Source organism: Pseudomonas sp. rhizo66, from assembly GCF_031931925.1.
Classification (GTDB): domain Bacteria; phylum Pseudomonadota; class Gammaproteobacteria; order Pseudomonadales; family Pseudomonadaceae; genus Aquipseudomonas.
Genome location: NZ_JAUJWZ010000014.1, coordinates 156,232 through 174,985, shown reverse-complemented (window position 1 = coordinate 174,985; position 18,754 = coordinate 156,232). Strand labels below are relative to the sequence as shown.

Below are 18,754 nucleotides of genomic sequence, written 5' to 3'. Positions count from 1 at the left end.
TGGGAGCGCGCCTGCTCGCGAAAGGGCCATGAGCCGTAATGCAGGACTATAGTGAGCTTCAGTCTCAAGTCCTGCCGAGTGCATCATGACCACTGAAAAACCCGCCACACCTGAAGCGGCCCCCGTCGATCACCTGCGCTTCCACCGCCCCCACGCCCACCTCAACACCACCTTCGGCAACGACAAGTTTGCCCTGCGCGCCGAGGCATTTGCGCGGTTCTTCGGCACGCCGCTGTTTCTCGGTGCGCAAACCGTGATCGTCGCGGTGTGGATCGGCCTCAATGTGTTCGGCGTGACGCAATTCGACGTTTACCCGTTCATCCTGCTCAACCTGGCGTTCAGCCTCCAGGCTGCCTACGCCGCGCCGCTGATTCTGCTCGCTCAAACCCGTCAGGCCGCGCGCGACAAGGCGCAGGCCGATGCCGACGCGCAACACCGCGAAGCCTTGGCACAGGCCAATACCGAGCGTCAGGCCCAAGCGGCGAAGAACACCGCGCAACTGCTTGAACTGCTGGAGCAGAACACCCGCCTCACCGAGATGACCAAAAACCTTACCGAACGCATCGCCAGCCTGACCAGTGAACTGCACGCTCACATGCGCCAGAACTCGCAGCACTGATCACGGCAAACGCAGCGCCCGCCCCAATTCATCGAACAGCGTCACCACCGAGCGCAAGGCTCGGCAATCCGGGCGCGTCAGCAGCCACAGCGCGGTGTCGTAACCGTGCAGCGGCTCGCTCAACGCCTGCACACCCTCGGTGACCAGAAAGTCCGGTAATGCCGCCACGCCGAGACCGGCGCGAACCAGTTCGGTCACCGACAACATGCTGTTGCAGCGATACCCCGGAGTGACGCCGGGCAGGTGCTGGCGACGCCAGGCGACGGTCGGGTGATCGGGTAAAAAGTCATCCGGGGCGATCCAGGTCAGCGCTGTCAGATCCGTCGCATCGACGTTCTGCAGATAGCGGGCACTGGCGCAGACCCGGTAGGAAATCTTCGCCAGTTGCCGTCCGACCAGATGCTCCGGCGGTGTACGCGTCAGGCGCAGGGCGATGTCGGCATCGCGGCGGCTGAGGTTGGCGAAATCGTTGGAGGTGCTCAGCTCAAGGGTCAGCGCCGGATATTGGGGCATGAACTGCGCCAGCGCCGGCAGCAACAAGCCCTGCAACACCGAATCGGTGCAGGTCAGGCGCACCGTGCCGCTGACCACTTCGCCGCCCTGCTCCACACCAATGCGCGCGGCCTCCAATGCCTGTTCGGCGCGTTCGGCCTGCTCGGCCAGCGTCTGCGCGAGGGTTGTCGGCAGATAACCGGCGCGGCTTTTTTCGAACAGTTGCTGGCCCAGTGCAGCTTCGAGACGGCGCACGGCGCGGAACACCGTCGACACATCGACCTTCAATAGCTGTGAAGCCCGGGCCAGAGAGCCGCCACGTACCAAGGCAAGAATCAGGGCCAGATCAGGGTAGTCGAGCTGATAGTGCGTGGCTGCATTGATCACTTGGACAAACGCCAATATTGAGTGCGTGAACGCCAATCTATAGTGACTGCCATCAATCAACAAGCGCAGGGAACTCACATGGAAAACAGCGCCATCCGTATCGCCCTGATTGGCGATTACGACCCGCAAGTCACCGCTCACCAAGCCATTCCTGTCGCCCTCGGTCTGGTTGCCGAACACCTCAACCGGGACGTGCAATTCCAATGGCTGCCCACCGAGCAGATTCACGCCGACACGCCACTCGGCGAGTTCGACGGTTTCTGGTGCGTACCCGCCAGTCCTTATAAAAGCGAAGACGGCGCACTGCGAGCAATCCGTTTTGCCCGCGAACAGCAGCGCCCTTTCCTCGGCACCTGCGGCGGTTTTCAGCATGCGGTGCTGGAATTTTCCCGCAACGTGTTGGGCTGGGTGGATGCGGAACATGGTGAAACATCGCCCGACTCAGAACGCGCGGTACTCACGCCGTTGACCTGTTCGCTGGTCGAAGCGGTGGACAGCATTCACCTGGTGCCCGGCTCGTTGATCGCCAAGGCGTACGAAACGTCGCAGATTAGTGAAGGCTACCGCTGCCGCTTCGGTGTGAATCCGCTGTTCGAACGGCAACTGTTGAACGATCGGCTACAAGCTGTGGGTCATGATTCGTCAGGGGATTTGCGTGCGATTGAACTCAAGGATCACCGGTTCTTTGTCGCGACGTTGTTTCAGCCGGAACGTGCCGCGCTCAAAGGGCAGATGCCGCCGCTGGTGCGCGCGTTTGTCGACGCTTGCGCGCAGGCGCGTTGATGACTTCCTGCTTTGCGGTGATTTTTACCTCGACCCGTACCGAGGGTGATAACGGCTATGCCGAGGCGGCTTTGCGCATGGAATCGTTGGTGCGCGAACAGCCCGGGTTTCTTGGCGTGGAGTCGGTTCGAGGGGCGGATGGCGTGGGGATTACGGTGTCGTACTGGCAAAGCGAAGCGGCGATTCTGGCGTGGCGGCAGAACCCGGAGCATCGGTTGATTCAACAGCGTGGGCGCTCGGAATGGTATTCGGCGTTTCATACGCGGGTGTGCCGGGTTGAGCGTGAGTATCGGTTCAGCCTGTGATGTGGGTGGTGAACTCACCGGCCTCATCGCTGGCAAGCCAGCTCCCACAGGTTATGCGCTGCTCTGAAGATCACAACGTACCTGTGGGAGCTGGCTTGCCAGCGATGGGGCCGGTACAGCCACTAAAAAACTTCAGCCGCGCACCAGACTGCGCACCGCGACAATCTCCGGCACTTCAACCTTGCTCATATACACCCGCAACGGTTCGGTGATGTTGATCCGCTCATCGATGTTCTGATCCAGCAGCAACTGAATCAACTCGCGTTTAAGGGTCATGGTCTGTGCTGTTGCCGGCACCCAGACGAATTCATTCACAGGAACAATGCCGTCATCCGCCACGTCCATGCCGAACGAATCCTCGCTGAAGCGCACGATGTACTGGCCGGTCTTGCGGTTGAGGCCGACAAAACCCTTGAGATCGTCGGCAGCCTGGCAGATGAGTTGGGAGGTGATGCGCATGGTAAACCTCACGAAAGATGATCGATGGTTTACACGCAGGGCAACGGAGCGGCGCGCCCTCTGCCGGGACGTCTGCCGAGGGCAAGCGTACTGCAAACCGCGCCACAAAAGTGCAGGAAAAATCGCTTTTAATACGTTTATGTCGGTCTTGCGATAGCACGCGATCGATTCAGTTGTTAAAAGGTACGTCTTTGAAAATGCCCTGCGAAAGGAACTCGAACATGCCCGCCACTTTCACCAAAAGCGCTCTGGTCCTGAGCCTGCTGCTCGGCCTCGGTCAGGCACACGCCGCCAGCCAAACCGACCCGAAGGCGATCGCTGCCGCCAATGGCATCCCGCACCCGGCGGTGATCGCTCACCGTGGAGCGTCCTTCGATGCTCCGGAATCCACCGCCGCGTCCTATAAACTGGCCCGCGACCTCGGCGCCGATTACCTGGAAATGGACCTGCAGCGCAGCAAGGACGGCGTGCTGTTCGCCCTGCACGACGACAACCTGCAACGCACCACCGACGTCGCCACCAAGTTTCCGGAGCGCAAGGATGCCTCGGCCACCGCGTTCACCATGGCCGAACTGAAAACCCTCGACGCTGGCAGCTGGTTCAACACCAAGTACCCGGATCGCGCCCGCCCGTCCTACGCCGGGCTGAAAATTCTGACCCTCGATGAAATCATCGACATCGCCCAGGCCAATCCGCAACACAAGCCGGGCCTGTACATCGAAACCAAAGAGCCGCAGCTGTTTCCCGGGATCGAGAAAGACCTGAAAGAGAAACTTCAGGATCGTGGCTGGCTGAGCCCGGCCGGTTCGAAGCTGGCGAAAAGCGCACTAGGTGTTGGTCAGGGTAAAGGCAAGGTGATCCTGCAGACGTTCGAGAAAAACAGCCTCGCCCTGCTGGAAAAAGAAATGCCGCAAGTGCCGAAGATCCTCCTGCTGTGGGTCGGCGAAGGCAGCATCGAACCGAAATCGAAAGTGACCTTTGCCGAGTCCGGCGAGAAAGACAAAAACGTTTTCTACGGCAAACAAGAACCCAAGTCCGAAGCCGAATTCAAGCAATGGGTGGACTACGCCAAGGCGCAAGGTGCAATCGGCACCGGCCCGTCGGCGAAGCTGACCAAGGGCGGCGACCAGAGCTATTCGGATCTGGTGCAACCGTGGATGAACCAATACACCCACGATCAGGGCATGCTGGTGCACGTCTACACCGTTGATGAGCCGGTGGACTTCGAGAAAGTCATGGCAGCCGGTGTCGACGGCATCTTCACCAACCGCGCCAGCGAACTGTTGAAGTTCTACAAACGCCCGGCGGCCGGCAGTGTTGATCAGGTGTTGAAGAACAACGGGTTCTGATCTGAAATCCGGGTATTCCCATCGCGAGCAGGTTCGCTCCTGCGAGTCCTGCGCGCGATGCGTTGTTTTAAGGGTGAGTTAAGTTGCAGTGGATAATCTGAACCCACTTCAACAGAACACGCACTTAAACAAGCAAGGAACGAACTCATGAAAACTTTGACTGCCCTGTTTACCGCCGCTGCCCTGACCCTCACCGCTGGCCTGGCCCAGGCTGATGTCCGCGTCGACCAGATCCCGCAACTGGTCAAGGAAGGCAAGATCAAGTCGCTGGAATCGATGAACGCCGAAGCGCTGAAACTGTACCCGGGTGCGACCATCACTGACACCGACCTGGATAACCACTTCAACGGTTATGAGTACGAAGTTGAACTGAAGACCGCTGACGGTAAAGAGTTCGATGTGGACTTTGATGCAACTACCGGCAAAGTGCTGAGCAACAAGCAAGACACTTGATTGAACGCACCGCCAAGAGCCGCACGATTGAAAGATCGTGCGGCTTTTTTGCGTTCGGCTTTTTTGATTTGGTGTCAGTGAGATTTTCTCCCCCTCACCCCAGCCCTCTCCCCCAATGGGGGCGAGGGGAAAGGGAGCCGATCGGGGGCTATTCAAGACCTGAGTTCGACTCGCAATCTTGATGCCGACAAGGAAACACCAAGGACCTGAGTGCGCCTCGAAATCTCAGGTCGGCGTAGCTCGAATAGTCCCCGCGGTCAGTCCCCTCTCCCTCCGGGAGAGGGCTAGGGTGAGGGGAAAAGGCATCACACCGAGGTGCTGACCAACGAACCCGAAGTGCTCGAGTCGGAATCTTGCAACGCCTGCAACAGCGAGGCCGTTGCAGTTGACAGGGAGGCCGAGGTGGCAGTGATCTGCGCCTGTGCGGCGCCTACTTCGACAGCCTTGGCATCCGAACTTTCCTGCTTCGCCTGCGCCGCTTGCAGCGCTTGCTGCTCCTCCTGCAATTGCTTCTGCAACTCGGCAATCTGCTTGCGCAGTTCTTTTACCGAATCCGACTCTTCACTGCTGCTGGAGCTGCTGTCACCCGCCGGAGCGGCCCCACCACCGGCGCCGACTTTACCGGTATCGGCCGTCGCGCCCGTGCTGGCGGTTGCTGAGGTAGATGTGTCGTCACCAACGTCACTGATCGACGTTTTGCTGGTGGGTGTGCTAACGGTCTGATTGATCGAAACAGACGTGATGCTGACCATGGAAGTACTCCAATAACGGTTATGGATAACCGGTCATCGACCACAGCCGCCTCAATTTGAGATCGACTGTGTACCGACTCGGTATCCGAACCGGTACACGGTCAATGCCGTCAGGCGCTCAGGCGAGCAGTGACTTCGTTCAGTTGCCCCGACAGAGCATGCAGGTTCTGGCTGGCGCTTTCGGTGCGCTGCACATTGTCGAGGTTGGTGCTGGCGATCGAGGTGATCTCGGTAAGGTTGCGCGAGATGTCCTCGGCCACTGAGGTCTGCTCTTCGGCAGCGGTGGCGATCTGACGGTTCATGTCGCGGATCGCTTCCACCGCGTGGGTGATGCGCTCCAGCATCGCGCCGGCCTGGGTCACCTGCTCGACGCTTTCATCACTGCGCGTCTGGCCGCTGTCGATGGCTTGCGCCGCGTCCACCGCGCCGGTCTGCACGCTCTGGATGATCTGGTTGATCTCGATGATCGACTCGGCAGTGCGTTGTGCGAGGTTGCGCACTTCATCGGCGACCACGGCAAAACCACGCCCGGCCTCACCGGCACGCGCCGCTTCGATTGCCGCGTTCAAGGCCAGCAGATTGGTCTGCTCAGCGATACCGCGAATCACTTCCAGCACTTTGCCGATGCGGCCGCTGTCGGCTTCTAGACGACGGATCACCGTGGCGGTATTGGCGATTTCGCCGCGCATCTGAGTGATCGAGTGAATGGTGCTCTGCATGACCTTTTCACCCTGCTGGGCGGACTGATCCGCATCGTCGGCGGCCCGTGCGGCGTCGGCGGCGTGACGCGCCACTTCCTGGGCGGTGGCGGACATTTCGTTCATCGCCGTGGCCACTTGATCTGTGCGATTGAACTGCTCGTTGGTGCCGCCGGCCATGGTCGTGGCGATGGCGTTCAACTCACCGCTGGCGCTGTCCAGATCGCTGGCGCTGCGCTGCAAACGGGTGAAGGTTTCGGCGAGGAAATCGCGCAGGATGTTGGCGGCGGCGCCGAGATTGCCCAGTTCATCCTGGCGGTCGCTGACCACGCGCTCGGCGAGTTTGCCGCGGCTCAACTGAGTGACGTAATCGATCAGTTTGCGAATCGGTTCGACCAGGTTGCGGTTGACCAGCCACAGGCTCAGCAGGCCGATCATCAGGCTCGATGCGAGCATCACCAACAGCCCCAGCCACACGGTGCGATCGGCCTCGGCACTGATCAGCGCCGATTGTTCGGTGCCCTGTTTGCGCAACTCGGCCACCAGTTCGCTCATCTGATCGCTGGCGGCACGGTCGACACCTTTGACCGCGCTGTCGCCCGCCGTCGGATCGCCACCGGCTGCTACATAGGCATCGCGGCCCTTCTGGTAGGCAGCACCGAGCAAGCGATGTTCTTCACGCAGACGTTCGATACGGGTTTTCAGCGCCGGTTCGATGCCTTTCTGGCTGGCCAGTTCACCGAGGATGTTCTGCACAGCGCGCTGACGGTCTTCGAACTGGCCCCAGTACTTGGCCAGATCCGCCGGTTGCTTGCCGCGCAGCAGGACGTTTTTCCATTCCTGGACCTGCACCTTGAATTGCAGGTTGGCCTCGTCGATCAATTGCGAAGTGTGCAAGGGACCGGCGATCAACTGGCTGTAACTCTGCACGCCGTTGGACAGGAAATGAAAACAGGCCAGGGCAATCAACAGCACCGCCAGCAGGCTGCCGCTCAGCAGGGCGAGAATTTGCGCTCTCAGGGATTTTTGCAGCATCGAAAGATACTCAGGACAAGGATGAGGCACGCCCGGTAAGGCGTGAAATTTTGCCGGACATCCCTGTCGGCGAGCCTTGGCTCATGGCCAATGGCGCGCAACCTAACGCACCTGTGATCGGCGCACCAGAGCACTTCTTGAAGAAAATCAGACCGCCGGTAAGTCGCTGAATTGACGTCACTTTGCTGTCACATAAACGTCATGTGACATTGCGATGATGCGGCTCAGTGAACCTGCCATTTGCGCGACCGACGCACCCTCCTCGCAGCGAGCCTTCATGAACCACAGCCTCGATATCAGCCATCGCGATCCCGATCTGTTTGGCCTGCTCTATGGTTATCGCTTCCTGCCCGGTGAACGTGGCCGCGAAGTCGACTCGGCCACGGCATTGCGCTGTTTGCAGGCCGACAGCGACAGCGGTGAATTCCTTTGGCTGCACCTCAATCTGGCGCATGCGGCGTGCGAGCGCTGGATGAAAAGTCATCTGCAATTGCCCGAGGAGTTTTTCGAGGCATTGCATGAAGGCTCGCGGTCGACGCGCATCGAGCATGTCGACTCGGCGTTGCTGGCGGTGGTCAACGATGTGGTGTTCAACCTCAGCAGCATGGTCTCCTCGGACGTGTCGACGCTGTGGGTCTGTGTGCGCAGCAAACTGATCGTCAGTGCGCGTCTGCAACCGCTGCACTCGGTGGACAAACTGCGCTCGTCGGTGAAGGCCGGCGAGCGCTTTCGTTCACCCTCGGAGTTGCTTGTGCATCTGCTCCGTGATCAAGGCGAAGTGCTGACGCAGATCGTGCGCAAGACCAGCATGAGCGTCGACCAGGTCGAGGATGAATTGCTCTCCTCGCGGCTGTCGACCAACCGTGCCGAACTCGGTGCCAATCGCCGGGTGCTAGTGCGCCTGCAACGGCTGCTGGCGCTGGAGCCGGGTTCACTGCTGCGTCTGCTCAACCGGCCACCGCCCTGGTTGCAGAAGGAGGACGTCAAGGAACTGCGCAAATCCACCGAGGAGTTTGCGCTGATCATCAACGACCTCACCGCCCTCGGCGAGCGGATCAAACTGTTGCAGGAAGAGATCGCCGCCAACCTCAACGAACAGAGCAACCGCACGCTGTTCACCCTGACCGTGGTCACGGTGCTGGCGCTGCCGATCAACATCATTGCCGGTTTCTTCGGGATGAATGTGGGTGGGGTGCCGTTGGCGCAGGATCCGGAAGGGTTCTGGATTCTGGTTGCGCTGGTGGCGACGTTTACCGTGATTGCCGGGCGTTGGGCGTTTCGCAAGCGCGGGGATTACTAAGAGCAAAGATCGCAGCCTTCGGCAGCTCCTACCTTGGAATAAGTTCCCCCTGTAGGAGCTGCCGAAGGCTGCGATCTTTTGATTTTGCCTCCAGATCAATGGTCAGGTTAATCAGCCAAACACTGACATGGCGCAGTCTCTCTGTAACATTCTGCAACGATCATGGGCGACATTCCTTCCCTCGCTCAGGATTGTCCTGCCATGGCTACTCCCTCCCTGACCGGCAGCCCTGCGTCCGCCGCCAGCGGCAGGCCGGCTCTTGATAAAAAAACCGGCCCGTTCACCTACGTGATCTTTTTCGCGGTGCTGGCCATGGGGATGCTGTTCACCGCCTACAGCCTGATGCACGACATGCACGAACTCGGCACGGTGGTCACCACATGGACGCCGTTCCTGCTGCTCGGGGTGGCGCTGCTGATTGCCCTGGGTTTTGAGTTCGTCAACGGTTTCCACGACACCGCCAACGCCGTCGCGACGGTGATCTACACCCACTCGCTGCCGCCGAATGTGGCGGTGGTCTGGTCGGGTTTCTTCAACTTCCTCGGCGTGTTGCTTTCGAGCGGCGCGGTGGCGTTCGGCATCATCGCGCTGCTGCCGGTGGAGTTGATTCTGCAGGTTGGTTCGTCTGCCGGTTTCTCGATGATTTTCGCCCTGCTGATCGCGGCGATCCTGTGGAACCTCGGCACTTGGTGGCTGGGTTTGCCAGCGTCGTCTTCGCACACCTTGATCGGTTCGATCATCGGCGTCGGCGTGGCCAATGCCTTGATGCACGGCCGTGACGGCACCAGCGGTGTCGATTGGGCGCAGGCGACCAAGATCGGTTACGCCTTGCTGCTGTCGCCGCTGGTGGGTTTCGGTTGTGCGGCGCTGTTGCTGCTGGCGTTGCGCGCCTTCGTGAAGAATCGTTCGCTGTATAAAGCGCCGAAAGGCAACACACCGCCGCCGTGGTGGATTCGCGGTTTGCTGATTCTGACCTGCACCGGCGTGTCCTTCGCCCACGGCTCCAATGACGGCCAGAAAGGCATGGGCCTGATCATGCTGATTCTGGTCGGCACGCTGCCGATGGCCTACGCCTTGAACCGCACCATGCCGGAAGAACAATCGCTGCAGTTCGCCGCCGTGGCGCAAGTCACCCAGCAGGCGTTGGTGAAAAGCGCCCCGCTGCCGACGCCGGCCGACGCGCGTGCGGTGCTCTCCGATTACGTGCGCAGCAAGGACGCCACGCCGCAGCTGATCCCGGCGCTCGCCGCCCTCACCGGGCACATCGGCGAAGAGGTAAAAGGCTACGGTTCGCTGGCGAAAGTCCCGGCCGAAGCCATGGGCAACGTGCGTAACGACATGTACCTGGCCAGCGAAAGCATTCGCCTGATGGACAAGAACAAGGTCGGCAATTTCGACGCCGATACCAGCGGCAAGCTGCAACTGTTCAAGCAGCAGATCGACAACGCCACACGGTTTATTCCGCTGTGGGTGAAGATCGCCGTGGCCATCGCGCTGGGGCTGGGCACCATGGTCGGCTGGAAGCGGATTGTGGTGACGGTCGGCGAGAAGATCGGCAAGACCCACCTGACTTATGCCCAGGGTGCCTCGGCGGAAACCGTGGCGATGCTGACCATCGGCGCGGCAGACATGTTTGGTTTGCCGGTGTCGACGACGCACGTGTTGTCGTCCGGTGTGGCCGGGACGATGGTCGCCAACGGTGGCGGGTTGCAGATGAAGACCATCCGTAATTTGCTGATGGCGTGGGTGCTGACACTCCCCGCTGCCATTCTGCTGTCAGGCAGCCTCTATTGGCTGTTCACCCAAATTTTCTGACGCTCCACAAATCCCCTACATTTGGATGTGTGGTGTTGGTTAGAGCGCAGAGCGAATCAGATCGCCGAGCCAGTCCATAAACACCCGCACCCGCAGCGGCAAATGCCGCTGCCGCGCATAGAGCAATGAAATGCCCATCGCCGGCGCGGTGAATTGCGGCAGCACGGTGACCAGTTCGCCGTTTTCCAGATGCGGTTGCATACCGGTGCGCGGCACCTGGGTCAGACCGAACCCGCCCAGGCATGCCGACTCGTAAGCATCGGTACTGTTGACCGTGATACTGCCGGCCATCGGCAAGCGTTTAACCTGACCGCCCTCCTCGTACACAAACCCTTCCGAACGCGAACCGAGCACGCCGACGTAGTGCACCAGTCGGTGCTGCGCCAGGTCCTCCAGTGTCTGCGGCACACCGTAGCGCTCGAGGTAGGCGGGGCTGGCGCAGTTGACCATGGGGAAGTCGCCGAGGTGCCGCGCCACCACCGACTGATCCGGCTGCGCGCCGATGCGCACCACGCAATCGAAGCCTTCGCTGAGCAAGTCGACGCGGCGATCGGTGCTGCTGATTTCCAGTTCGAGGTTCGGGTGACGCTCCATGAATTGCGGCAGGCGCGGCATGATCAGGCGCCGCGCGAGAATGTTCGGCATGTCGACCCGAATGCGTCCGGTCAGCGAAGCCTCGTCCTGGCGGAACAGTCCTTCGATTTCGTCCATGTGCGAGAGCAGATCCTTGCTGCGTTCATACAACACCAGGCCGTCCTGCGTCGCCTGCACCTTGCGCGTGGTGCGTTGCAGCAGGCGTGTACCTAGCAGGGCTTCCAGCGCTTGCACATGTTCCGACACGGTCGAGCGCGGCAAGCCAAGGTTTTCGCCGGCGAGGGTAAAACTCGACAATTCGCTGACCCGGACGAAGGTGCGCAGCAATTCCAGTTTGTTCATGGGCCACTCGTTGATTGTTCGGCTGAGCCGATCAGTGATTCCGGATTCACTCTGTTTATCACCTCAGGGCGGATAAATAAACTGAGTCCCATCACCACTCACTGCAATCGAGGACGTCCCATGAACCGCAAAATCGCATTGATCACCGGCGCCAGTCGAGGCCTCGGTAAAAACGCCGCCCTGCACCTCGCCGCTCAGGGCATCGACATCATCGGTACCTACAACAGCCGCGCCGATGAAGCCCACGCATTGGTAACCGAACTGCAGGCACTCGGCGCGAAAGCCGTAATGCTGCAACTGGACGTTGGCCGCAGCGAAAGCTTTGCCGATTTCGGTACACGTGTTGAGCAGGCATTGCAGCAGACGTTCGACCGTCAGCGCTTTGATTTCCTGATCAACAATGCCGGGATCGGCGTGCATGCGCTGTTTGCCGAGACCACGCCGGAGCAGTTCGATCTGCTGATGAATATTCAGTTGAAAGGGCCGTTCTTCCTGACTCAACAATTGCTCGCGCTGATCAACGACGGCGGGCGGATTATCAATATTTCCAGCGGCCTGACCCGTTTCAGCCTGCCGGGCTACGGCGCCTATGCGGCGATGAAAGGGGCGATGGAAGTGTTGACCCGTTATCAGGCGAAAGAGCTGGGTGCACGGCAGATCGGTGTGAACATTCTCGCGCCGGGCGCCATCGAGACTGATTTCGGTGGTGGCGCCGTACGCGACAATTCGGCGGTGAATGCGATGGTCGCCAGCAACACCGCATTGGGCCGGGCCGGGCAGCCGGATGATATTGGCGGGGCATTGGCGTTGTTGCTGTCGCCGGGTGCGCAGTGGATCAATGGTCAGCGGGTTGAAGCCTCCGGTGGCATGTTCCTCTAACCAACGCTGAAAACACTTGCCCCCTGTAGGAGCTGCCGAAGGCTGCGATCTTTTGATCTTGTCTTTAAAAACAAAATCAAAAGATCGCAGCCTTCGGCAGCTCCTACAGGGGGATCGAAGTTAGTTCTGGCAAGCGTTACGGGTCATGAAGCGCTCACGCACCACGTCGTAGCCCCAGTGATAAACGTAGGTGTACGGCAGGAAAAACAGCAGCACGCCGATGTCGAGCAAAAACGCCTGCCACAGGCTGACCGACAGCCACCAGGCAATCAACGGCACACCCATCACGATCAAACCACCTTCGAACAGCAGCGCGTGCACCACACGCACCCAAGCGCTGTGCGCAACGTTCAGGCGCGCCAGCATAAGGTCGAAGAAACGGTTGAACACCACGTTCCAGGCCAGCGCCAGCAGTGCGATCAACACGGTCACCGCGCCCATTTCAAGCATCGGTTTTTGCATGATCCACGCCAGCAACGGGGTGCAGATCAGGATGGCCAGCAGTTCGAAACCAACGGCCTGGAAAATACGTTCAGTGATGGACTTATGAGCAGTCATGGCCTGACTCCTTGAGTGAAGATGGTTGCCATGGTCCATGCTCGCATCGATACTTCATAATCAATAACCATCGATCAAGGCGATAGTTGATGATCTCGCACGAAGTGCTGCTGGCGTTTGTCCAGGCGGCGACCCAAGGTTCGTTTTCGGCAGCGGCGCGCAAACTCGGGCGCAGTCAGTCGACCATCAGCGCAGCGGTGGCCAGCCTCGAGATCGATCTGGATCTGGTGTTGTTCGATCGCAGCAGCCGCAAACCGACCCTGACCCCGGCCGGGCATGTGATGCTGCAACGCGCCGAGGCGATTCTGGCGGCCAGCAGTCGCCTGGAAATGACCGCACGGCAGTTGTCCCAAGGCGTCGAACCGAAGCTGACCGTGGCGATTTCCGACACTTATCAGTCGTACCGTTTTGAAGCGGCGTTGGTCGGGTTTGAGCAGCGTTATCCAGATCTGGAACTCGAATGCCTGATCGCCGAATGCGATGACCTGATCGAACTGGTGCAGCGCGGTCGCGCGCATCTGGCCTTCGCCGAAATGCAAGAGCACTACCCGCCGGATCTGGCGACGTCGACGGTGGCCGAGCGCACGGAAATCGCCTTGTTCGTCAATCGTGATCACGCGCTGGCCAAGCTTGATCATGTTGATCAGCACATCCTGGAACAGCACCGCGAATTGCGTCTGGCGACCATCGTCAATCCCTATGACAGTCGCGGCAAAGGTCGGGTGTGGTCGGCGCCGAGTTATCTGATGTTGCTGGAAATGGCCGAAAAAGGCTTTGGCTGGGCACCGTTGCCGCGTTGGCTGGCGCAGCGTTTTGGCAATGATTTACTGGTGGAATTGAACGTGCGCGGCTGGCCGAAACCGGTGTTTGTCGATGCCTTGTGGTCGCGGCTGTATCCGCCGGGGCCGGCGGGGAGCTGGTTGTTGAGCAAGATGCTGGAATAGCGGTTGAAGATCGAGCCACCCTCACCCCAGCCCTCTCCCGGAGGGAGAGGGGGCCGACCGAGGTGTCTTGCGTGATACATCGACCTGAAAAATCGAGTCGATTATGGATTCATTGGATATGAGCTCAAAAGCCCCTCACCCCGGCCCTCTCCCGGAGGGAGAGGGGGTCGACCGAGGTGTCTTGCGTCAGACATCGACCTGAAAGACCGAGTCGATTATGGATTGATTGCTGCGGTATATAGGGTCGTGAAATTTGGTTCGATCATGGATTCCCAACTGAGCTGTCAAGTCGGTGAACCTCTCCAATATCCCCCGATCAGTCCCCTCTCCCTCTGGGAGAGGGCTAGGGTGAGGGCCATTCCAGCGCCATGAGCCGCCCTTCAATAAACCGCCGCTCCGGCTCTTGTCGGGTCAACTCCAAAGCGCGCACATACGCCGCTCTCGCCTCCTCCACCCTGCCCAACTGCCGACAAAACTCCGCCCGCGCCGAGTGCGCCAAGTGGTAATCCTGCAACTCGCCGCGCGCCAAAATCCCCTCAATCAGATTCAATCCGTTCAGTGCCCCGTCGCGCTTGGCAACCGCCACCGCGCGGTTCAACTCAATCACCGGGGAAGGTACCGCGCGCAACAGCACGTCATACAAACCGACGATCTGCGCCCAATCCGTCTCCCCCGCCGTCGGCGCCTCGGCATGCACCGCGGCAATCGCCGCTTGCAAACAATACGGCCCGAAGCGCCGCGTGGTCAGCGCACGCTCAACCAGCGCGCAACCTTCGGCTATCAACTCGCTATCCCAGAGTGATCGATCCTGATCATCCAGCAGCACCAGTTCACCGTCCGGCGATGTCCGCGCCGGACGTCGCGATTCGTGCAACAGCATCATCGCCAGCAGCCCCATCACCTCCGGCTCCGGCATCAACTCCATCAACAGCCGCCCCAGCCGTATCGCCTCGCGGGTCAGCTCCTCCCGAGTCAACTCGGCCCCGCCCGACGCCGAATACCCTTCGTTGAACACCAGATAAATCACCCGCAACACGCTGTCGAGGCGCTCGGGCAATTCGCTCAGGCTCGGTACTTGATAGGGGATTTTCGCGTCACGGATCTTGGCTTTCGCCCGCACGATGCGCTGGGCAATCGCCGCCGGCGCGCAGAGAAAGGCGCGGGCGATTTCCTCGGTGGTCAGGTCGCAGACTTCGCGCAAGGTCAGCGGCACTTGCGCATCCGCCGCCAGCGCCGGGTGGCAACAGGTGAAGATCAGCCGCAGACGATCGTCTTCCACGTCTTCGCCACTCCAGTCGGCCTGCTCCAGTTCTTCCAGTTGCGCCAGCAACAGCGGCTGCGAGGCCTTGAACCGCGCACGACGGCGCAACACGTCAATCGCCTTGAAACGCCCGGTGGACACCAGCCAGGTGCGCGGGTTGTCCGGCACGCCGTCGCGCTGCCAGCGCTCGACCGCGACGAAGAACGCCTCGTGCAAGGCCTCTTCGGCGAGGTCGAAATCACCCAGTAAGCGAATCAGCGTCGCCAGGATCCGCCGCGACTCTTCGCGGTAGACCTGCTCGACCCGCGCCTTGACCTCAGACATTCAATTGCCGCACCGGTCGTACTTCCACGCTGCCCACCCGCGCAGCCGGAATATTGCCGGCAACCTGAATCGCTTCGTTGAGATCCTTGGCGTCAATCAGGTAGAAACCGGCCAATTGCTCCTTGGTTTCGGCGAACGGGCCATCGGTGATCGACAGTTTGCCGTTGCGCATCCGTACGGTGGTGGCGGTCTGCACCGACTCCAGCGCTTCGGCGGCAACCATCCGCCCGCTGCCCTGAATCGACTCGGCGTAGGCCCAGCACTCGGCGTCTTCCGGGCTGTCGGGTGATGAATGCAGGAGGCGTTCATCGCTGTAGACCAGGCATAAATACTTCATGGCGTTCTCCTGAAGCGGACGGATCAACTATGGCTGAAGATCAGGGCTGCACATCGAACAGGGTCGCGCCGCTCATCGGATCGAACGGCGCCGACCAGTGTTCGTGGACGATTTTCCACGCCCCGCCAACCTGCCGATAGCAGGCGGTGACGCGCATCCAGCAGCTCTGGGTTTCGCCCTTGTCATTGGTGCCGCCGCAGTTGGCCACCCAGTGGGCGAAGGCGATGTTGTCGGCGCTTTCGATGGCGATTTCATGGAACTCGAAAATGTGCGGGCCGGGGCACATTTCCATGCACTCGACCCAGTGTGCGCGGTAGGCCGTTTTGCCTTTGAATTGCAGGGCCTTGATCGCGTCGAAAGAGACGATGTCGTCGGCGTACAACGCCATGACTTTCTCGACGTTCTTGGTCATGACGGCTTCGCGGTAAGTGTTGATCAGGGTCTGGATCTCGGTTTGTGCGCTCATGGTGTTCTCCGTGTTTTTTGTTGTGAAGACACCCTTAGTCGTCCGGCAAGCGGGCGGATCGACAGACGAAACAAAAAATTTCTGCAGAAGACAAAATCGCTAGAATCCGAGGCTCATCTTTGTAGGAAAAAGGAAATTCCCGTGTCAGCCCAACTCGTGCCGTACGACAGCCTTAACGCCTTGCAGCGTCAGCAAGTCGAGGCGATTGAAATCCATGCCGAGCAGATCAAGTTCTCCGGCGATATCCATGGCGCCTTGCACACGCTGCTGTCGAAGCCCGGCCCCGGCGTGAAAGGTTTTGCGCTGCTGGCAGATCAAGTACCGGTGGCGTTTCTGTTGCTCAAGCGCCCGCCGGTGTTGCCGGCCTGGGCCGATGAACACAGCGCCACCCTGCATGCGTTGCAGGTCGATCGCCGCGCCCAGGGCAAGGGTTACGGCAAGGCTTGTCTGCAAGCACTCCCCGAAGTTGCACGTCAGGCGTGGCCTGAGATCAAGGGGCTGGAATTGTCGGTGGATGCCGACAATGACGCTGCAATTGCGCTTTACGCCAAGCACGGCTACGTCGACAGCGGCGAGGCGTACAAGGGCCGGATCGGTTACGAACGGCGCATGGGCCTGTTTTTCTAAGTCATCGAGGGATGCAACGATGATCGATTCAATCGAAGCGCTGGAAGCGATTTACGGACTGCCGCACGAGCGGGCCGTGCGTAAGCAGATCGGTTTTCTCAACGAGGATTATCAGGCGATGGTGCGCCTGTCGCCGCTGGTGATCGTCAGCTCGGTGGGCGCCGATGGCCTGGATAATTCGCCGCGCGGTGACAAAGCCGGGTTTGTGCGGATCATTGACGAACGTACGCTGGCCCTTCCCGATCGCCCGGGCAACAACCGCATCGATACCCTGCGCAATGTGCTGCAGGATTCGCGGGTGTCGCTGCTGTTCATCATTCCGGGGATTGGTGAGACGTTGCGGGTCAATGGCACGGCAGTGATTAGTGCTGAGCCTGAGCTGTTGGAAAGCTTTGCGGTGAATGGCAAACCGGCGAAAACGGTGTTGCTGGTGACGGTGGAAGCGGCGTTCTTTCACTGCTCGAAAGCGTTTGTGCGTTCCGATGCCTGGAACCCGGAAACCCACCTGCCGCGCTCGGCCCTGCCCTCTGCCGGCGCCTTCCACAAACGTTTGAACGACGGTCAGTTCGACGCCGAGGCCTACGACCGGGAAGCGCCGAAGCGGGTGCGTGAAAGCCTCTACTGAAAAGATCTCATGTTCTCTTACAGGACTAAGCAATCATCCTGTAAGAGTTATCCCACGAGCAAATCCCAAATCATTTAAAACCGATAAAACCCTGTAAGTAAATTCTGATTTTCATCCTAGATATTGACGACTTACTGTCAACCACTCTAGGTTTAGCCATGAGCAATTTTATTAATTACTCAACAGCTTATATATATTTGAACATCAGGCTATGACATAGAGACGAATACTTAAAGCTCTGCATCACTCGACTTTAACGAAGAGAGCAATATGATAGACACTCTAATAAAGACCTCAAAGTCAAAAATCACGCACAATGAAATAATCATACTGGATGGAAAAATCTCAATCCCGAAAAGCTATCTCCGAGAGAAAGCATCTTTAGAACCGACAAGCATCCTGATTGTTTCCGGCTCTTTAATCGAGGGCATCGGAACAATTCACTCCGACATCGACTGCATTATACTCTGCGACGAACGCCCCAAAGCTTGCAGCATTAAAGACATCGAACATGCTTTTGTCACAGACGAAGATTATCGCCATATTACAAAAAGCGAAAAAGTTCACAACACGACCGACTTCTACGGCGATACGAGCATCCACATCGATGCCGACTACATCACCTTCTCAGAAATTGAAGATATATATAAAAAAATCAACAAAGCATTTGACGAAGTGATTTCTGACCAGCGCTTTCTATATAACCCTGTACTCACAAATACAGAGAACAACATCGTTCACCGCTCTATTATTGGACATGCAATTACCAACGAAGAAAAATTTAATTCAATAAGATCACAAATCCCTCTAAAAAAACATATATACATTGCACATCGCGAAAAGCTTCCAGTCTTTTACGCATTTCAGGATATTCAAGGCTGTTGGCAGTCAGGAAATCTATGGATGGGCTGCGAGATAGCCAGGGACATGATGCTAAAAACATCCATGAGTTTCACCTACCTCACTGGCACGTCGAACAAGCATTATAAGTGGGTATACTCCAATATGTATCGAATTGAAGGATTCGACGCCATCAAAAATAAGTTTTTCGATTTGGCCAGGCAAGGAGCAACTACAGAAACAGAATGCAGATCCTACATCCAAGAGATTTTGGACTACATGGACTTGGTATTCCTGGCAATTGAAGGCCTTCTAAAAACAATAGATATCTATCCAACGACAAAAACCTCCCTTGCCGCACTTGACAAAGAATTCAATGAACGAAAACAAACCAAACATAAAACATCTGTGTGCGAGTACTACTTTAGGAAAAAATACTTTGCTGCTTCCCAGACTCCTCCGCTAACGACATTACTTAAAGAATGGGACTAACTCCTCCCGCAACGCCAC

General features: G+C 58.7%; 21 protein-coding genes. 12 read left to right on the top strand and 9 right to left on the bottom strand.

Translation table 11 applies throughout. The features are described 5' to 3' along the window. Window positions 1-85: 85 nt before the first annotated feature. The gene (locus QZR14_RS17990) at window positions 86-619 is read left to right on the top strand and encodes a DUF1003 domain-containing protein (RefSeq protein ID WP_250607983.1); all 534 of its coding nucleotides are present in this window, start codon (window positions 86-88) and stop codon (window positions 617-619) included. On the opposite strand, the gene QZR14_RS17985 is transcribed toward QZR14_RS17990, so the two are convergent. Beyond that, window positions 620-1,561 (bottom strand): LysR family transcriptional regulator, encoded by a 942-nt coding sequence (locus QZR14_RS17985; protein ID WP_311997300.1) that lies wholly within the window; start codon window positions 1,559-1,561, stop codon window positions 620-622. 15 nt (window positions 1,562-1,576) lie between these two features. Between QZR14_RS17985 and QZR14_RS17980 the strand changes: the two genes are divergently transcribed. Both QZR14_RS17980 and QZR14_RS17975 read left to right on the top strand, forming a co-directional pair. Then, complete coding sequence (locus tag QZR14_RS17980) at window positions 1,577-2,281, top strand: CTP synthase C-terminal region-related (seleno)protein (protein ID WP_250607979.1); 705 nt, start codon at window positions 1,577-1,579, stop codon at window positions 2,279-2,281. Beyond that, a complete protein-coding gene (locus QZR14_RS17975) occupies window positions 2,281-2,586 on the top strand; it encodes an antibiotic biosynthesis monooxygenase family protein (protein ID WP_250607977.1) in 306 nt (101 codons plus the stop codon). Before QZR14_RS17980 ends, QZR14_RS17975 begins: the two co-directional genes overlap by 1 nt. Before the next feature lie 132 nt (window positions 2,587-2,718). On the opposite strand, the gene QZR14_RS17970 is transcribed toward QZR14_RS17975, so the two are convergent. Beyond that, window positions 2,719-3,045: a DUF2025 family protein gene (locus tag QZR14_RS17970; protein ID WP_311997283.1), complete on the bottom strand. Its 327-nt coding sequence runs from the start codon at window positions 3,043-3,045 to the stop codon at window positions 2,719-2,721. A 221-nt stretch (window positions 3,046-3,266) separates the two neighbouring features. Here QZR14_RS17970 and QZR14_RS17965 point away from each other — a divergent pair, with 221 nt between their 5' ends. Then, complete coding sequence (locus tag QZR14_RS17965) at window positions 3,267-4,394, top strand: glycerophosphodiester phosphodiesterase (RefSeq protein ID WP_311997282.1); 1,128 nt, start codon at window positions 3,267-3,269, stop codon at window positions 4,392-4,394. A 147-nt stretch (window positions 4,395-4,541) separates the two neighbouring features. After that, window positions 4,542-4,847, top strand: a complete 306-nt coding sequence (locus QZR14_RS17960) for a PepSY domain-containing protein (protein WP_311997281.1) — start codon at window positions 4,542-4,544, stop codon at window positions 4,845-4,847. A 305-nt stretch (window positions 4,848-5,152) separates the two neighbouring features. Here QZR14_RS17960 and QZR14_RS17955 read toward each other — a convergent pair whose 3' ends face one another. Next, window positions 5,153-5,599, bottom strand: coding sequence for a hypothetical protein (locus tag QZR14_RS17955; protein ID WP_311997280.1), 447 nt, complete (start codon window positions 5,597-5,599; stop codon window positions 5,153-5,155). Window positions 5,600-5,709: 110 nt separating this feature from the next. Then, window positions 5,710-7,332: a methyl-accepting chemotaxis protein gene (locus tag QZR14_RS17950; protein WP_311997279.1), complete on the bottom strand. Its 1,623-nt coding sequence runs from the start codon at window positions 7,330-7,332 to the stop codon at window positions 5,710-5,712. A 277-nt stretch (window positions 7,333-7,609) separates the two neighbouring features. Between QZR14_RS17950 and QZR14_RS17945 the strand changes: the two genes are divergently transcribed. Then, window positions 7,610-8,632: a transporter gene (locus tag QZR14_RS17945; protein WP_311997278.1), complete on the top strand. Its 1,023-nt coding sequence runs from the start codon at window positions 7,610-7,612 to the stop codon at window positions 8,630-8,632. Between the two features lie 201 nt (window positions 8,633-8,833). Further along, window positions 8,834-10,447, top strand: a complete 1,614-nt coding sequence (locus tag QZR14_RS17940; protein ID WP_311997277.1) for an inorganic phosphate transporter — start codon at window positions 8,834-8,836, stop codon at window positions 10,445-10,447. A gap of 39 nt (window positions 10,448-10,486) precedes the next feature. Here QZR14_RS17940 and QZR14_RS17935 read toward each other — a convergent pair whose 3' ends face one another. Beyond that, the gene (locus tag QZR14_RS17935; RefSeq protein ID WP_250607969.1) at window positions 10,487-11,383 is read right to left on the bottom strand and encodes a LysR family transcriptional regulator; all 897 of its coding nucleotides are present in this window, start codon (window positions 11,381-11,383) and stop codon (window positions 10,487-10,489) included. 120 nt (window positions 11,384-11,503) lie between these two features. On the opposite strand from QZR14_RS17935, the gene QZR14_RS17930 reads away from it, so the two are divergent. After that, a complete protein-coding gene (locus QZR14_RS17930; RefSeq protein ID WP_311997276.1) occupies window positions 11,504-12,262 on the top strand; it encodes an SDR family NAD(P)-dependent oxidoreductase in 759 nt (252 codons plus the stop codon). Between the two features lie 120 nt (window positions 12,263-12,382). Here QZR14_RS17930 and QZR14_RS17925 read toward each other — a convergent pair whose 3' ends face one another. Then, complete coding sequence (locus QZR14_RS17925) at window positions 12,383-12,820, bottom strand: multidrug/biocide efflux PACE transporter (RefSeq protein ID WP_311997275.1); 438 nt, start codon at window positions 12,818-12,820, stop codon at window positions 12,383-12,385. Between the two features lie 89 nt (window positions 12,821-12,909). Here QZR14_RS17925 and QZR14_RS17920 point away from each other — a divergent pair, with 89 nt between their 5' ends. Further along, window positions 12,910-13,764: a LysR family transcriptional regulator gene (locus tag QZR14_RS17920; protein ID WP_311997274.1), complete on the top strand. Its 855-nt coding sequence runs from the start codon at window positions 12,910-12,912 to the stop codon at window positions 13,762-13,764. A 343-nt stretch (window positions 13,765-14,107) separates the two neighbouring features. On the opposite strand, the gene QZR14_RS17915 is transcribed toward QZR14_RS17920, so the two are convergent. The 3 genes from QZR14_RS17915 to QZR14_RS17905 are packed head-to-tail and all read right to left on the bottom strand — an operon-like array spanning window position 14,108 to window position 16,152. Further along, complete coding sequence (locus QZR14_RS17915; RefSeq protein WP_311997273.1) at window positions 14,108-15,349, bottom strand: RNA polymerase sigma factor; 1,242 nt, start codon at window positions 15,347-15,349, stop codon at window positions 14,108-14,110. Continuing rightward, entirely contained in the window at window positions 15,342-15,686 is a 345-nt protein-coding gene (locus QZR14_RS17910; protein ID WP_008081988.1) for a YciI family protein, read from the bottom strand. Before QZR14_RS17910 ends, QZR14_RS17915 begins: the two co-directional genes overlap by 8 nt. Before the next feature lie 40 nt (window positions 15,687-15,726). Continuing rightward, complete coding sequence (locus QZR14_RS17905) at window positions 15,727-16,152, bottom strand: YybH family protein (protein WP_250608200.1); 426 nt, start codon at window positions 16,150-16,152, stop codon at window positions 15,727-15,729. Between the two features lie 141 nt (window positions 16,153-16,293). On the opposite strand from QZR14_RS17905, the gene QZR14_RS17900 reads away from it, so the two are divergent. The 3 genes from QZR14_RS17900 (at window position 16,294) to QZR14_RS17890 (ending at window position 18,736) form a co-directional block, all read left to right on the top strand. After that, window positions 16,294-16,779 (top strand): GNAT family N-acetyltransferase, encoded by a 486-nt coding sequence (locus QZR14_RS17900; protein ID WP_123453508.1) that lies wholly within the window; start codon window positions 16,294-16,296, stop codon window positions 16,777-16,779. Window positions 16,780-16,798: 19 nt separating this feature from the next. Further along, window positions 16,799-17,404 carry a pyridoxamine 5'-phosphate oxidase family protein gene (locus QZR14_RS17895; RefSeq protein WP_311997272.1) on the top strand — a complete coding sequence of 202 codons (606 nt, stop codon included), beginning with the start codon at window positions 16,799-16,801 and terminating at the stop codon, window positions 17,402-17,404. A 270-nt stretch (window positions 17,405-17,674) separates the two neighbouring features. Next, window positions 17,675-18,736 (top strand): hypothetical protein, encoded by a 1,062-nt coding sequence (locus QZR14_RS17890; protein WP_311997271.1) that lies wholly within the window; start codon window positions 17,675-17,677, stop codon window positions 18,734-18,736. The last annotated feature ends 18 nt before the right edge of the window (window positions 18,737-18,754 follow it).